Below are 14,470 nucleotides of genomic sequence, written 5' to 3' on the forward strand. Positions count from 1 at the left end.
CCATGTCAGGGGTAGGTTTAACGGCTTCTGGTGTCGGTCAAACCATGTCCGGTGTAGGTTTAACTGCTTCTGGCATGGGCATGAATATGTCAGGGTTAGGTCAAACCATGTCAGGGGTAGGTTTAACTACTTCCGGCATGGGCATGAATATGTCCGGTGTAGGTTTAACTGCTTCTGGCATGGGCATGAATATGTCAGGGTTAGGTCAAACCATGTCAGGGGTAGGTTTAACGGCTTCTGGTGTCGGTCAAACCATGTCCGGTGTAGGTTTAACTGCTTCTGGCATGGGCATGAATATGTCAGGGTTAGGTCAAACCATGTCAGGGGTAGGTTTAACTACTTCCGGCATGGGCATGAATATGTCCGGTGTAGGTTTAACTACTTCCGGCATGGGCATGAATATGTCAGGTGTAGGTTTAACTGCTTCTGGCATGGGCATGAATATGTCAGGGTTAGGTTTAACTACTTCCGGCATGGGCATGAATATGTCAGGTGTAGGTTTAACTACTTCCGGCATGGGCATGAATATGTCAGGGTTAGGTTTAACTACTTCCGGCATGGGCATGAATATGTCAGGGTTAGGTTTAACTACTTCCGGTGTAGGTTTAACTGCTTCCGGTGTAGGTTTAACTGCTTCCGGTGTAGGTTTAACTGCTTCCGGTGTAGGTTTAACTGCTTCCGGTGTAGGTTTAACTACTTCCGGCATGGGCATGAATATGTCAGGGTTAGGTTTAACTACTTCCGGCATGGGCATGAATATGTCAGGGTTAGGTTTAACTACTTCCGGCATGGGCATGAATATGTCAGGTGTAGGTTTAACTACTTCCGGCATGGGCATGAATATGTCAGGTGTTGCTGCTTCTATGCCACCAGTTCGTCCCCGCAAGTTCTGGTTAGTTGCTGATGCGGAACTCATTATTCACGGAGCAACGGAACCGGATGCTACTGTCACTATTGGTGGACGACCTATTAAACTCAATTCTGATGGTACTTTCCGTTTCCAGATGGCCTTCCCTGATGGTTTAATTGATTATCCTATCATGGCAGTGGCAGTCGATGGCGAACAAAACCGCTCTATACACATGAAGTTCGCTCGTGAAACCCCGGAACGTCGCACTAATACAAAGCAAGAAGCTGTTTTGGAATGGATAAGATGAAAAATCAGCAGTTTAACTATTGATAGCTAAGGCATAAGTAGCGATCGCTCATTTATACCTTGCGAAGAAAGTGTTTGTAAGGTTTTGTAAGGTAAAGCGATCGCCCTTATAACTGGTTAGTGCAGAGCGCAAAGTGTGGGATAGGTATCAGCTCATTCCACTTCCAATGAATCGTTCATTATCTTGCCTCGAAGAGTTAGAATAAATTCTGTTTGAGCGTTGTCAAGTTCTTTTAACACAGCAGTTTCTCATCAAGGCTATAACCAAGTACCATTGGTGGCCGAAAATTCAGGTTTAATTACACCGATGCTACCGGATTTGATATGACTAGGCAGAAAAAATAGGTCAATACCTTCGGGTAATACCAGCTTATTAGTAGTATGCCATCCTGCTTGGTCTAGCACCAACAGTATCCGTTTATTTTGATTGAGGTCAAATTCTCGTGGCTTATCTGTTAAAACACGATTAAATAGCTCTGTGTTGGCAAGAGGAACGAATCCAGAAATATGTTTCTCCACCCTGAGTCTGGAGAAAACCATAAAGCCATAGCCATTGGTATTGAGTCTTAAACATCAGCAACTAGTTGCTGTCCAAGTTGTGTCCAAACTCGACGAGCCTTTGGTTGTAGTCCTCATCTTTGCTCATCCTCACACCACACTTCTATATCTGCTTGTGGGTATTTACTGTGAAGTTTAGCTAACTCCCATTGGAGTTTTTTTTCCACAACAAATGTTTGTGAAGGGCAACTGTCATATCGGACTCGGACGTGGCAGCTTGAGCCGACAGTCCATCTGTTGTAGATATTCCCACCCTCTCTGGCGATCGACTTGAGGACCAATCTTTTCACTCAACCAATCTGCTAGTTTTCTGCTATTCCAGAGTCCTCCATCTGGAGCTGGTTGCTGTAGTAGCTGCCACAACCCTAGCTTGATCTACATCCTCAAGTCATGATTCACGGCCAATATTTCTTTTTCTTTGGTCTGCCAATCCTTTCGCCCCTTGAGTGTGATACCGGCGTACCAATCGGTATATCCAATTTCGACTGTAACCTGTGACTTCACAGACCTCTAAGCAAGTCCTACCAGTGGCCAATAACCAAATTGTTTGATAATGAATTTTCGGGCGTTACTTCGCGGGCATTGCGATACCTTTGCTCTAACTGTTCTACTCTGAAGTGGTTTTCAATTGTGACTAGCTTCGGCATAACTCCCTCCTACTCAAAGAGCGATCGCTCTTTGAAGTTTTATTATACCTAATCATCCGGACATGATATTAAACAATCCTGGAGTGATACTCAAGTCCAAACTTTAAAAATTTTAGTTTGGTGATTAAAGGTACAGAAAACTGTCAAAATAGAAAAGCATTTCTGGTTGTTTTCCTTTAGCGATCACATATGAAAGTCGTCGAAAACATATACAAAGATTTTTAACATTATTTTCTTTGAGCCTTCCATTGTTTTGGTTTCCGATGATCATGATGATTATTAGTCGAGAATTTGTTGATGGTAGTCAATTAATTTGGGGTTGCACATTATGGAATGATACTGCCAAAAATTGGTTTAGATTTTGACTAAAAAAACCTCATATTAATCATTCTAGCAATTCTCAAATCTACAATCCAATTAAATCAAAAATATCAAATCATTCGTCACTGTGCAACACCATTAATTTTAACTATAGAATGTTTTTGAAGTGCTTGTCACCCCGTGAGCAAATTTTCCTCTGAATAGCGATTGCTATCTGAAGTATTCGGGTACTTCAGTTTAATGGGACTTACACAAAATAGAGTGATAAAATAAAATAGCTTCAAATATATACAGGTAGAGAGTTTTATTTCAAAAAGGTATAAATCCTTAACTAACAAGGGTTCCAGCTATTTTTAGGGGGTTGACGTAATTCCCTTGCCTAGACTGACTCTTAGCCATTTTTCGACCATAAAATGTCTAAGTACCATTAACAAATTCATAGCTCAATTCAGCAACGCCAGATTTTTTTATTAAGTCTAAATACTTACTCAAACTTTCTGGCTTTTACATACTACATTTTGTCGTGCGGAATGTGGGTTCAAAGATTGCTTGATTTAAAAGAACAAGGTATCTATAGCTATTTTAATGAAGTAATAGAAAATCGGATTGTCGAAGTAATTAAGCAGCAAAATTTAAAGGACAAACTTTAGAAGTAACCATGCAAACTTTAGAACGCTTTTATGCAGAAGGTTTAATGGGAAAAATAGATATGAATTCAGAAGGTCGTGAAAAAACTTTGGCAGTTTGGCGTTATCAATTAGAGCATTTATAGCCGGAAGTGGAACCATAAGTAAGAAGATGTTATACCATTTTCAAAAAATACTGTTACAGTGCTTTATTCTGTTGGTAGGAGTTTTGAGATTAATACTGTAGCGACCTTTTTTGAATTTGGTATTAAGTGTTAGGTTTTAGGTTGAATTGAGTCAAGTACTAAGTTTTATTATGTTATATCAAATCTATTTGTATACTTATCGAAAAACCTCCTGTGACAACTTGCTTCTAGCCTCTGATAGAGGAGCTAATGTGCTTCGCCGACGCGTGGTTGTACCGCTGTTCTCCGCGACAGTCTTCCCTTAGTGGCTCATTGGGAAATAAAGTCTAAATGCTGAAGCACTTACTGATAAGTTATCACTAATTCAATAACTCTAGTAAAAAACAAATCAAAAACTGAGAAAAAGTGTCTAATTTTACAGTAAAAAATTCAACTAAAAAAATGGATATTATTTCAATACTTAAACAAGATTATCAAAAATTTCCTGCCGATCAAACCTACATTATCTATGCAGAAAATGTTTACTTTAAAGACCCATTAAATAAATTTAGAGGGATTGAGCGTTATCAAAAAATGATCGGTTTTATGAAAAGTTGGTTTAACGATATTGAACTTGAATTACACGATATTAGTCAGTTAGGAGATTTAATTAAAACCCGTTGGACACTTAGTTGGACAGCTCCTTTGCCTTGGAAGCCTAGAATGGTAATACCAGGATGGAGTGAATTGAAACTAAATACGGATGGACTTATTAACAGTCATATTGACTATTGGGATATTTCTCGACTAGATGTTTTGAAGCAGCTTTTTCAAGTAAATTAATGGGTTGTGCATCAAGAAAGTGTGGGAATGATCATACAATTATTGTCCCTAAATACTTTCAATCATCATGGAATGTCCTTTGTATGGCCATCATCAAACTCGGGTATCATGGAAAGACCAGTAAAGGAAGTCAACAATAATTATTGTCCCAAATGTCAACAAACTTTTCCTGCGGAATGCTGGGCAAACAGTTAAACTTTCGACACTTTACACTATCGTAGACAAGTGTCTCCTGGGGAGGAGGTACGCATCAACCTGAACAAATGCCCATGGTTCTACAGGCTGATTTTGAGGGCAGTAGTTTAAGAGGAATTAGTCGCACAATGAATAAGTGCCTATCATACACGGCCAAATTAAAGATTCAAGGCTTGACTATACCCATAAACTAACAACCCAACTAATTAGAGAAAACCAAAGGATAGTAGTTGAGGATTTAGGAGTAAAAAACATGGTCAAGAATTACAACCCACCCCTCGGTGGGTTGTGATGCCAACTGGGGAGAGTTAGTCAGGCAATTAGAATACAAAGCTGAATGGTATGGCCGTACATTAATCAAAATTGACCGATATTTTCCTAGTTCTAAGCGTTGTTCTAATTGTGGTCATGTAGTAGAAAAATTACCTCTAAATATTAGAGAGTGGGATTGCCCAAAATGTGGTAGTCACCATGACCGGGACATAAATGCAAGTATAAACATTTTTGCTGTGGGACTCGCAGTCTCTAGGGGAGCCGTCGGATTGGCGACGTACTGTGGAGCGACCGTAAGACCAGAAGGGAGTAAATCCCGGAGGGCGGGTGCTATGTTAGCGCAGCTCCTCTGTCAAGAGGCAACAGAAAGCCCTTACCAGCGATGTTAGGGAATCCCGCCCTGTCTCGTAGAGCAGCGTCGGTATGTATATGGGTTTATAGAACTCCAAACTGGAAAAACTTATTGGTATTTAATACCACGAGTTAATACCAAGTGGTTAAATTTAGTATATGAAACTGTTGCTGTTGATGCGGGATTATCAGAAACAAAAAAAATCATCTTAGTAGAAGATAGAGCTGGGTGGCACAGAAGTCAGAAAGTTAAAGTCCCATTAGGGATAATTAGAGAATATTTACCTCCATATTCCCCTGAATTACAACTGGCAGAAAGATTATGGGCATTAGTATATGAACCTCTGATAAATAGAAATTTTGAAAGTATAGAAGAAATGGAAGAGATTTGAGTTCAAAGGTGTCGTACTTGATCAACAATGACAACAGAAATCAAAAAGTTAACCAACTATTCCTGGCTAAACTCTACTTAGATATACACCTTTTTTTTTACCCGGATTTGGTATGATATGTGAGATTCCCCATATACTGGAAAACTCAAAAACCCGTTAAAGTTAAAATATGTAAAAATTTTTCAGAAAAGATTAAGTAATTAATGCGCGTAATATTAATGACGGGAAAAGGTGGCGTTGGCAAAACATCAGTGGCCGCCTCAACGGGACTACGTTGTGCAGAGTTAGGCCATAAAACTCTGGTTCTCAGCACTGACCCAGCTCACTCCCTAGCAGATAGTTTTGATATGGAAATGAGCCACGAACCTCGGAAGGTTAGGGAAAATCTTTGGGGTGCTGAGTTGGATGCTTTGATGGAACTTGAGGGAAACTGGGGAGCTGTAAAACGTTATATTACTCAGGTTTTGCAGGCGCGGGGTTTGGATGGTGTGCAAGCTGAAGAGTTAGCAATTTTGCCGGGAATGGATGAAATTTTTGGTCTGGTGCGGATGAAGCGTCACTATGACGAGGGAGAATATGATGTTTTAATTATTGATTCTGCTCCGACTGGCACTGCTTTGCGACTTTTGAGTTTGCCGGAAGTGGGGGGTTGGTATATGAGGAAGTTTTATAAGCCTTTGCAGGGAATGTCGGTGGCATTAAGACCTCTTTTTGAACCTATTTTTAAACCTATTACTGGTTTTTCTTTGCCAGATAAGGAAGTTATGGATGCTCCTTATGAATTTTATGAGCAAATTGAGGCTTTGGAAAAGGTTTTAACTGATAATACTAAGACTTCTGTGCGGTTGGTTACTAATCCTGAGAAGATGGTAATTAAGGAGTCTTTACGTGCTCATGCTTATTTAAGTTTGTATAATGTTTCTACAGATTTAGTAGTAGCTAATCGGATTATTCCTGATTCTGTGACTGACCCTTTCTTTAAAAAATGGAAGGAAAATCAACAGCAATATCGGCAAGAAATTCACGATAATTTTAGACCTTTGCCTGTGAAGGAAGTGCCTCTTTATTCTGAGGAAATGTGTGGTTTGGCTGCTTTGGAAAGATTGAAAGAAACTCTTTATGGAGATGAAGATCCTAGTCAGGTTTACTATAAAGAAAATACTGTGAAGGTAGTGCAAGAAAAGGGTAATTATAATTTGGAATTATATTTGCCTGGAATTCCTAAAGAGAAAATTCAATTGAATAAAACTGGGGATGAGTTGAATATTAGAATTGGTAATCATCGTCGGAATTTGGTTTTGCCTCAAGCTTTAGCAGCATTGCAACCTGCAGGGGCAAAAATGGAGGATGATTATTTGAAGATTAGGTTTGCTGAGGCAGTAAAAGTTTAGGGTAGTTATTTTTTTGTGGGAGCAGGTTTTGATTTTTTTCTTTTGCTTGAAGCACAAAGATTAGATTTAAGTATGCTCCTACAAGAGAAAACTAAAAGTCAGTCTTCGATAAACTTGAACCATCAGCCATTTTTATGTATGATTACCTCACGGACTAAAAAATTATTTTTTTTATCTTAAATTAAAAACTATTTCGTAAGAGTTTTGATGAATATGGAAATAGGTACAACAGAAGCAGCATTTTTACTCAATATTTCCACTGCTAGACTCCGTGTACTACTAAAAGAAGGCAGAGTTATAGGCGCTCGTAAGGTTAAAAGGTTTTGGATGATTCCAGTTAATGGTCGCGGGATGCCAGAAATTACACCAGGTCGTCGCGGTCCAGAAGGTACTTGGAACAAGAATCAACGTACAGGCAATACCTTTATTCATGTTTTACGAAAGACTATTGACTATAACCGAGACAATAAAACCTCTCATCCAGCAGTTGCTGTGAAAGTAGGAAATAAAAAGGATTATTGTCACGCTCTCAAAATTGATGGACCTTGCCAAATCGTTTATCAGCCTCATCAACCGAACAAGAGTCAAGCAGGTGGAGCTCGTCTGTGGATTGAGGTGGAACCACAACATATTGTAGAGCGAATCTACTTCTCGAATGGAGATTATGGTCCGCCCCCGGAAGTGACTCAACAGAGAGAAAAGCTTAAAAGAAACATGAAAAGTCAAAAGTCTTCCCAGAAGAAGCATTCGAGAAAATCGAAATTTTAAGTTATTTACCCTCGACAGCTAAAAAAATATCTACAACAGCATGAAGTGTGTAATGTCGGTTGAAAAAAAGGGAAAAATAATCTTTCTCTACTCCCTACTCCTTGTTCTCTGATAGTAAGATTTTTATCTGAGGATGTTCTAATAATTTTGCTGCGTCTGCTAATAGTTTTTCGCCCCAAAGTTCTTTTTTAAGACGCTGCAAGTTTCCCCAAGTTTTGTCTAATTTTAGTGCTGCTTCAGCTATTGTTAAACTTTCGGGAATTTTGCCTTTGTTGTAGAGAGCAACTCCTAATGCTAATTTAGGTTCTACAAATTTGTTATTAATTTCAATAAGAGAGTAATACCTTTACCAAACCAAGCTTGGTATTGGTATGGTCGAATTTCTAAAGCCCGATCATAAGCATAAATTGCCTCTTCATATCTGCCTAAATTTTTCAGAGCAATACCTTTTTTTTCCAAGCATAGTAATAGTCTGGTTTGATTTTTAGAACCCGATCATAAGCATAAATTGCCTCTTCATATCTGCCTAAATTTTTCAGAGCAATACCTTTATTTTTCCAAGCATAGTGATAGTCTGGTTTGATTTTTAGAGCCCGATCATAAGCATAAATTGCCTCTTCATATCTTTCTGATTTTCTCAGTGCATTTCCCTTATTGTCCCAATAATACTGATAGTCTGGTTTGATTTTTAGAGCTTTATCATAAGCATAAATCGCCTCTTCATATCTGCCTAAATTATAAATAGCATAGCCTTTGTCATACCAATAATTGTGATAGTCTGGCTTGATTTTTAGAGCCTGATCATAAGCATAAATTGCCTCTTCATATCTGCCTAAATTTTTCAAAGCAATGCCTTTATTGTTCCAAGCATAGTAATAGTCTGGTTTGATTTTTAGAGATTTATCATAAGCATAAATCGCATGTTCATGTCTGCGCAAATAATCCAGAGTAACGCCTTTATTGTTCCAAGCATCGTGAGAGTCTGGTTTAATTTATAGAGCTTTATCATAAGCATAAATCGCCTCTTCATATCTGCCTAAATATGACAGAGCAATGCCTTTATTGTTCCAAGCTGCGTCATTGTCTGGTTTAATTTCTAAAGCTTTATCATAAGCATAAATCGCTTCTTCATATCTGCCTAAATCTGACAGAGCAATGCCTTTATTGTTCCAAGCTGCGTCATTGTCTGGTTTAATTTCTAAAGCTTTATCATAAGCATAAATCGCTTCTTCATATTTACTTTGTGATGCTAGTATTAATCCCTGTTCAACTAATAGCTTTCCTTTCTCTTCATCAGTATTATTTTCATCTTCAATTAAATCTTGAATATCCAAAAATTTTTGCCTTATTTCTTCAGGACTTAAACTCAGATATTTTTGATAATCTCCTTCCTGAATAATTCGAGATGATTCTTGAGCTACTAACTCTGGGTCAGACTTCAATTCAAAAGTATTAGAACGCCAATCAAAAAAGTCTGGGCAACGATGAATAAAATATTTCAAAGCATACACAGGCACGATAAAAACAAAGCAAATATTAAAGTCATCCCTGAACTTTTCTCGATGTTGATTGAGGTGACTTAAAATTGGAGGAACGCCTTTTTCACTGTAACTATATCTCTCATAACTACTCCACCCTTTTGTCAGTTTATTCAACTCATATTCATAGAGAGAATTTTCCAAACCTGTCACAAACAAAATATTAATATCCTGTCGATTTGGCAAAGCAGCAACCAGATTATATAAATTATTTGTTGGTTCGTTTAACGGCAAAACTTCGATTTTTTTCTGAGGAATATCTTGCTTAATTTTCTGAATTAATTTTGTTCCTTCTGCGGGAGAACATTCTACAAACAATAATCTAAAACCAGGCGTTCTTTTGAGAGACCTAACTATAGCTTTATATTCTGTTTCTGGGTCTTTCAATAAATTCTCATCCCAGTCTATTAAATCTTGATTCATAGCTTTTGAGATACAATTTAGTCATCTTGTAGTAGACCGTTTCATCTAAAATACTGGATTAGGGAATCAGACTCTGTAGGGGCGGGTTTCATAATTAAGTTAAAGAGTTTTCACATTGAGTCAGATAAACCCGCCCCCAATGATATAACCCAGCGTATGGATCGAAGGAGTTGTAGAGATTTGTTAGTAGTTCTTCTATGTCTATTTTTTGATTAGTCATAATAATTCTATTAAGTAGTTGTTTAATTAATTGATAATGGATAATGAATAATTGATAAACCTCATCCAAGCCCCCTAAATCCCCCAAAATTGGGGGACTAGAGCAAGCAAATTGACTCTTGTTCCCCCCAAAGTAGGGGGGCTAGGGGGGCAAAATTCAGTTATCAGTTATCAGTCAAATAATTTTTAAAGGAAGTTTAGGGGGAAATTCCTACCAAAAGTTTCCAACTAATCCGCATTAGAGGCTGTCTGAGAAGTCCCTTATGCTAAATCCAAGCCCCCTAAATCCCCCAAAATTGGGGGACTAGAGCAAGCAAATTGACTCTTATTCCCCCCAAAGTAGGGGGGCTAGGGGGGCAAAATTCAGTTAACAGCTAATTTCTTAACTGAACAGGCATAATTAAATAAGTCATTTTCACCCCACCCAATGGATTTAAAACCACCGGACTTGTAGCAGTATTTAACTGAATTGAAATTTCTGAAGCTGATGGAATAGCCTTTAATCCTTCAATCAAATATTTCACATTAAAAGCAATTTCATTAGGCTCATCTGTAGAAATTTGTGCTGCCATAGACTCTCTACCACTACCTACATCTTGAGCATCTACAGATAAATAAATCTCCTGATTAACACTATCAATAGAACACTTTAAAATGTTATTTTTCTGGTCAGCTAAAACAGCAATTCTTTCCACCGCTCCTAAAAATTCTTTCCTATTTACATTAATTTGATTAGTAAACTTATCAGGTAATAATTGTCCGTAAGCTGGATATTGACCCTCCAATTTTCGACTCGTTAAACATTGTTCTCCTAGCTCAAAAATTACCTGACCTTCATCAAATCTCAAGGCAACAGCTTCAGATGATTGACGCATTCCAATCATTCGTTCAACCTCTCGTAAAGCTTTTGCAGGAATTGTTACCTCAAACTCTTCAATTTCTTCAATTTCTTCTTCTAACTCACCCTCTGGTGCCACACTTTCAGTCTTAACAATTGCTAATCTATGACCATCAGTTGCTGCAAATTCTAAACCATCTTTTTGTACTTTTAAATGTACTCCGGTTAACACTTGTTTTGTTTCATCAGGACTTGTGGCAAATAGAGTTCCCTTTAAACCATTAATTAAAGCTTCCGGTGGTAAATATATAACTTCCCCCTCTTCCACTTTTGGTAATTCTGGATATTCCTCCCCTCCCATACCTCGGATTTCATAACGTCCAGATGTAGAAGTAAGAGTGGCGATCGCTTCCCCTTCATCATCATCAATGGTAATATTACCATCTGGTAATCTGGAGACAATATCATTAAATAATTTGGCCGGCAAAGTAAAACTCCCACCTGTTTCTACAACTGCCGGAAAATTTGAACGAATACCTAAACTTAAGTCAAACCCTGTTAATTCTAAGCGTTGATTTTCTACATCTGCTATTAATAAAACATTTGCCAATACTGGGTGGTTAGGGCGAGAAGGAACTGCACGACTGACCAGAGAAAGATTACTATTTAAGTCACTTTGAGTACAAGTTAATTTCATTGGAGTTTACTATTATTACTGGAACTAGAAGCTTTAAAAAAAATTTACCAATAATTTGGGTTTAAAGCTGCACCCTAGAAGGATAGCTTTTTATAGTCAGTGTAATAAGGTCTGAAGAACAATTGTTAAGCGAATTGTTACAGAAAAATCTGATGAGGAGACTTGACGAAAGAGGAAAATTTTACACTCATGTGAAAATCCCCGCACCTTCAGGTGCGGGGAGGATGTCAACAGGGACTTAAATTCTAAAATTCTTAGGTTAAGTAATGTAGACTTCTAACTTAACATTCTGCCGACGTTGTGCTTAAGCGACAACGCGGGATTCCCTAAAATCACTCATAGAGGCTTTCTGCTTCATAGCACCTGCCTCCAAGATCGAAGCTTTTTTTGGCCTTACGGTCGCTCCACAGACTGAAACTGCTAGCCCAGCAGCTTTATTCTTTTGAGAATAGCACATTATTTTAAGAACCGCATGGGTTGATTGGTTTTCCTCCCGACGCTCCCCTCCCAGGAGGGCAGGGCTGTTTCATTCTCACTCTAGGTGTAGAATTATAGAGTCAGGAGCAGACTTTACCCCAAGTTTGGCCTAATATTAGCTTAACTGGCCATTTTTTGTGATGCAAAGCAGTGCGATCGCGTCGCGGTGTGTAGTACTATCGCCACCAACCAATGTCAAACTAACCCAGAAATTGCCCTCTGCTGTGCGATCGCAACTTCAGATTAATTCAGATCAAAAAATCGATTTAATACCACACTTAAGTACAAACAGAAAGTATATATTTGAGATGATTACTCAATCTGAGACAACAATGTTGAGGCTCAAAGTGATATTTGGAGGCAAGTTGCGACGACGAAAATTTGATACTCAAGCAGTGGAGTTGTTCATACAATTGTCTATACTTAATCGTATGATACAGAACTGTAAGCCAGAAAGCTATAAAGTAGAATTCTAATTAATTTCTCTCGCGGGGGAGTGTTGCGATCGCAACAAAGCCGCAACAAAGCCGTAATAAAATCTCAAGTTAATATCTGTGGAAAATGTGGAAAACCCCAAAAATCCCTATTATATCGATGATTTCATCAATAAATACCCTGTGGAAAACCTGTGGAAAACTTAATTTTTGTTCTCCTGTATTATGTTATTCATACAATCTATGAACTCAGAAACTTGAAAATATTGAAAGTAAGCATCAACATGCTGGTAGCCGGCCATCTCCAGAAACTTCAGAAAGTCCTCCAAGCTCTGAGGCAAAAAAGAGACTCCCCGGAGGGCAACCAGGCCATCAGGGAAAGACTCCTATACGGATTTTCTAGAATAGACAGAATCGAAATCCTAAAACCTTCTGTATGTATTCATTGTGGTCAAACAGAATTTTTAGATGAGGCAATAGAAGTACAGACCCAACAAGTAGCACAACTGGTAGCTCAACCCATAGAGGTAGTAGAGTACCACCGTTACAGGTGTCAATGTAGAGGCTGTAGTCAAGTGACATCTGCTGAGTGGTCTACAGAGATGATACCAGGACAAGATTTAGGGGTGAAGCTACAAGCCTTCCTGGGATGGTTAGGTAATTATGGACACCTACCCTACGAAAAACAACAAGAGATGTTATGGGAGTTGGGGAAAATTAAGATTGGCTTAGGAACTTTAGTCAACACAAATCAAGGGCTGGAGCAGGCGATCAAACCTCATGTAGAGGAATTGTCAAATTGGGTCAGAATACAGCAACCTTCAATTCATGTAGATGAGACACCTTGGCCAGTTAAAGGAGTTAAAGAATGGTTGTGGGTCTTTACCAATCAAGATTTCTGTTTGTTTCGTGCTGCGGATACTAGAAGTCGTGCAGAACTGGAATCTCAGCTGGGTAGTGAATATGGTGATGTCATCAGTAGTGATGTTTAAGTGTGTACAATGGCTATCGAGTCAAAGCTCAACAGAAATGTTTAGCCCATCTACGTCGTCATTTTCAACGATTAATTCAATTTCCAGGAGAAAACCATTCCTTGATTGGCAAAGCTTTTAAAGACTTAATTGATGAGGGATTTGATCATTATAGCCAATGGCAACAAAATCAAGATAGGAATATGTATCATCAGTGGGCGGTTGGATTCTCTGAGCGAGTGGAGTTAACCCTCAAACAATGGAGCCACAAAGCAGGTTATGAAGCGGGAAAACTGTTACGCAGTTTGAAATTGAAAGCAGACCAATGGTGGTATTTTCTACTTCACCCAGAAATTCCACCTGATAATAATTTTGCAGAACGTTCATTACGGTTGGCAATCACCAAGCGAAAAGTTAGTGGTGGTTCCAGAAGTATGGAGCGATTTCAGCACACAGCTAATTTGCTGAGTGTGGTGCAAACCTGTCGTCGTCAGAGGCGTTCAGTGATTGATTTCTTTGAGCTGTCTCTAATGGCAAGTGCAACTGAATACAATAACTTATCAGGTCTTTCTCTTATTCCTATATCTGATACCTAAATTCTTACAACCGTCGCAGATTTCAAGAAGTTAAAGACTTTGACCAGTCAAGCGATCGCTCTCACCTGAATCCTTACAAATTAGCTGTGTTCGTTCTTTGCCATCATGCTGATAAATAGTAAGACCTCAGACAACTTCCCATTCTCCAATTAATTTTTTTACCTTTGAATCCGACAAAACTGCTTCAACTGTTTTGGTTGTCATTTTTTGTATACATTGTTGAGTCCCAAAAAAATACGAACTAGTATTTGAGAGATAGTTCAAGAAGAAAATTTGCTGTTGGGTATCGTATTGAGCCATAGTAAAATCTAAAGTTAAGGATAATGAGTTTTAACTATAACAATTGTATTTCAACTTTTACATTGGTAAAAATACTCAAAAATTAAACTGTTAGAATTTCGCCAGTAAGCTGTAACTTATGATTGAATAAGGAATAACTTAAAGGGGGTATAAAAGCTTTTTTGCTATAGATAAAAGTATTATAGTAATCCTAAATAGGTTCTGGCAAAATTCCATACTGAAAAAGCTTTGGGAAATCGAATATTTGACCATCTGCAAAAAACTTAAATAGCCACTTAACTACTTTAAAATAATTGCAAAGATGATCATATTTTCTGATGAAATTTTTGCC

Annotated in this window: 17 protein-coding genes and 3 pseudogenes; 9 read left to right on the forward strand and 11 right to left on the reverse strand. The window is 38.3% G+C overall.

All coding sequences use genetic code 11. The annotated features are described in order from the left end of the window. Positions 1-310: 310 nt before the first annotated feature. Positions 311-886, reverse strand: coding sequence for a hypothetical protein (locus tag F6K18_RS37125; RefSeq protein WP_375341375.1), 576 nt, complete (start codon positions 884-886; stop codon positions 311-313). Here F6K18_RS37125 and F6K18_RS37130 point away from each other — a divergent pair. After that, positions 777-1,157 (forward strand): annotated as a pseudogene (locus F6K18_RS37130) (hypothetical protein); the annotation flags it as partial. The gene F6K18_RS37125 and the pseudogene F6K18_RS37130 sit on opposite strands and share 110 nt — an antisense overlap. Before the next feature lie 257 nt (positions 1,158-1,414). On the opposite strand, the gene F6K18_RS34180 reads toward F6K18_RS37130, so the two are convergent. The 4 genes from F6K18_RS34180 to F6K18_RS34190 form a co-directional block, all read right to left on the reverse strand. After that, positions 1,415-1,696: a hypothetical protein gene (locus F6K18_RS34180; RefSeq protein WP_287527563.1), complete on the reverse strand. Its 282-nt coding sequence runs from the start codon at positions 1,694-1,696 to the stop codon at positions 1,415-1,417. A gap of 210 nt (positions 1,697-1,906) precedes the next feature. After that, on the reverse strand, positions 1,907-2,077 hold the full coding sequence (locus F6K18_RS34185) for a winged helix-turn-helix domain-containing protein (protein WP_287527564.1): 171 nt from the start codon (positions 2,075-2,077) through the stop codon (positions 1,907-1,909). Positions 2,078-2,102: 25 nt separating this feature from the next. Continuing rightward, entirely contained in the window at positions 2,103-2,249 is a 147-nt protein-coding gene (locus F6K18_RS37135; protein WP_353735261.1) for a helix-turn-helix domain-containing protein, read from the reverse strand. Then, complete coding sequence (locus tag F6K18_RS34190; protein WP_287527565.1) at positions 2,236-2,361, reverse strand: hypothetical protein; 126 nt, start codon at positions 2,359-2,361, stop codon at positions 2,236-2,238. Before F6K18_RS34190 ends, F6K18_RS37135 begins: the two co-directional genes overlap by 14 nt. 1,534 nt (positions 2,362-3,895) lie before the next feature. Here F6K18_RS34190 and F6K18_RS34195 point away from each other — a divergent pair. From F6K18_RS34195 to F6K18_RS34210, 6 genes are all read left to right on the forward strand, one after another. After that, the gene (locus F6K18_RS34195) at positions 3,896-4,276 is read left to right on the forward strand and encodes a DUF2358 domain-containing protein (protein WP_124146679.1); all 381 of its coding nucleotides are present in this window, start codon (positions 3,896-3,898) and stop codon (positions 4,274-4,276) included. Positions 4,277-4,607: 331 nt separating this feature from the next. Then, on the forward strand, positions 4,608-4,763 hold the full coding sequence (locus F6K18_RS37420; protein ID WP_375341372.1) for a transposase: 156 nt from the start codon (positions 4,608-4,610) through the stop codon (positions 4,761-4,763). Beyond that, a complete protein-coding gene (locus tag F6K18_RS34200) occupies positions 4,753-5,133 on the forward strand; it encodes an RNA-guided endonuclease TnpB family protein (protein WP_375341373.1) in 381 nt (126 codons plus the stop codon). Before F6K18_RS37420 ends, F6K18_RS34200 begins: the two co-directional genes overlap by 11 nt. Before the next feature lie 3 nt (positions 5,134-5,136). Then, positions 5,137-5,487, forward strand: coding sequence for a transposase (locus F6K18_RS37140; protein WP_353735264.1), 351 nt, complete (start codon positions 5,137-5,139; stop codon positions 5,485-5,487). 203 nt (positions 5,488-5,690) lie between these two features. Continuing rightward, positions 5,691-6,878 carry a TRC40/GET3/ArsA family transport-energizing ATPase gene (locus F6K18_RS34205; protein ID WP_202224569.1) on the forward strand — a complete coding sequence of 396 codons (1,188 nt, stop codon included), beginning with the start codon at positions 5,691-5,693 and terminating at the stop codon, positions 6,876-6,878. Positions 6,879-7,085: 207 nt separating this feature from the next. Next, positions 7,086-7,646: a DNA-binding protein gene (locus F6K18_RS34210; RefSeq protein WP_287527566.1), complete on the forward strand. Its 561-nt coding sequence runs from the start codon at positions 7,086-7,088 to the stop codon at positions 7,644-7,646. 306 nt (positions 7,647-7,952) lie between these two features. Here F6K18_RS34210 and F6K18_RS34215 read toward each other — a convergent pair whose 3' ends face one another. From F6K18_RS34215 to dnaN, 5 genes are all read right to left on the reverse strand, one after another. Then, positions 7,953-8,105 (reverse strand): tetratricopeptide repeat protein, encoded by a 153-nt coding sequence (locus F6K18_RS34215; RefSeq protein ID WP_287527567.1) that lies wholly within the window; start codon positions 8,103-8,105, stop codon positions 7,953-7,955. Next, on the reverse strand, positions 8,081-8,584 hold the full coding sequence (locus F6K18_RS34220) for a tetratricopeptide repeat protein (RefSeq protein ID WP_375341374.1): 504 nt from the start codon (positions 8,582-8,584) through the stop codon (positions 8,081-8,083). Before F6K18_RS34220 ends, F6K18_RS34215 begins: the two co-directional genes overlap by 25 nt. 54 nt (positions 8,585-8,638) lie before the next feature. Beyond that, complete coding sequence (locus tag F6K18_RS34225; protein WP_287527568.1) at positions 8,639-9,607, reverse strand: tetratricopeptide repeat protein; 969 nt, start codon at positions 9,605-9,607, stop codon at positions 8,639-8,641. Between the two features lie 94 nt (positions 9,608-9,701). Next, the gene (locus F6K18_RS34230) at positions 9,702-9,827 is read right to left on the reverse strand and encodes a hypothetical protein (RefSeq protein WP_287527569.1); all 126 of its coding nucleotides are present in this window, start codon (positions 9,825-9,827) and stop codon (positions 9,702-9,704) included. A 373-nt stretch (positions 9,828-10,200) separates the two neighbouring features. Beyond that, the gene (dnaN, locus tag F6K18_RS34235) at positions 10,201-11,361 is read right to left on the reverse strand and encodes a DNA polymerase III subunit beta (RefSeq protein ID WP_287527571.1); all 1,161 of its coding nucleotides are present in this window, start codon (positions 11,359-11,361) and stop codon (positions 10,201-10,203) included. A 614-nt stretch (positions 11,362-11,975) separates the two neighbouring features. Between dnaN and F6K18_RS34240 the strand changes: the two genes are divergently transcribed. Both F6K18_RS34240 and F6K18_RS34245 read left to right on the forward strand, forming a co-directional pair. Beyond that, complete coding sequence (locus F6K18_RS34240; RefSeq protein WP_287527572.1) at positions 11,976-12,314, forward strand: hypothetical protein; 339 nt, start codon at positions 11,976-11,978, stop codon at positions 12,312-12,314. A 265-nt stretch (positions 12,315-12,579) separates the two neighbouring features. Further along, positions 12,580-13,839, forward strand: a pseudogene (locus F6K18_RS34245) (IS66 family transposase); the annotation flags it as partial. A gap of 490 nt (positions 13,840-14,329) precedes the next feature. Here the strand turns inward: F6K18_RS34245 and F6K18_RS34250 are convergent. Beyond that, positions 14,330-14,470: pseudogene (locus F6K18_RS34250) on the reverse strand (IS630 family transposase); the annotation flags it as partial.

This window comes from Okeania sp. SIO2C2, from assembly GCF_010692625.1.
Taxonomy (GTDB): domain Bacteria; phylum Cyanobacteriota; class Cyanobacteriia; order Cyanobacteriales; family Microcoleaceae; genus Okeania; species Okeania hirsuta.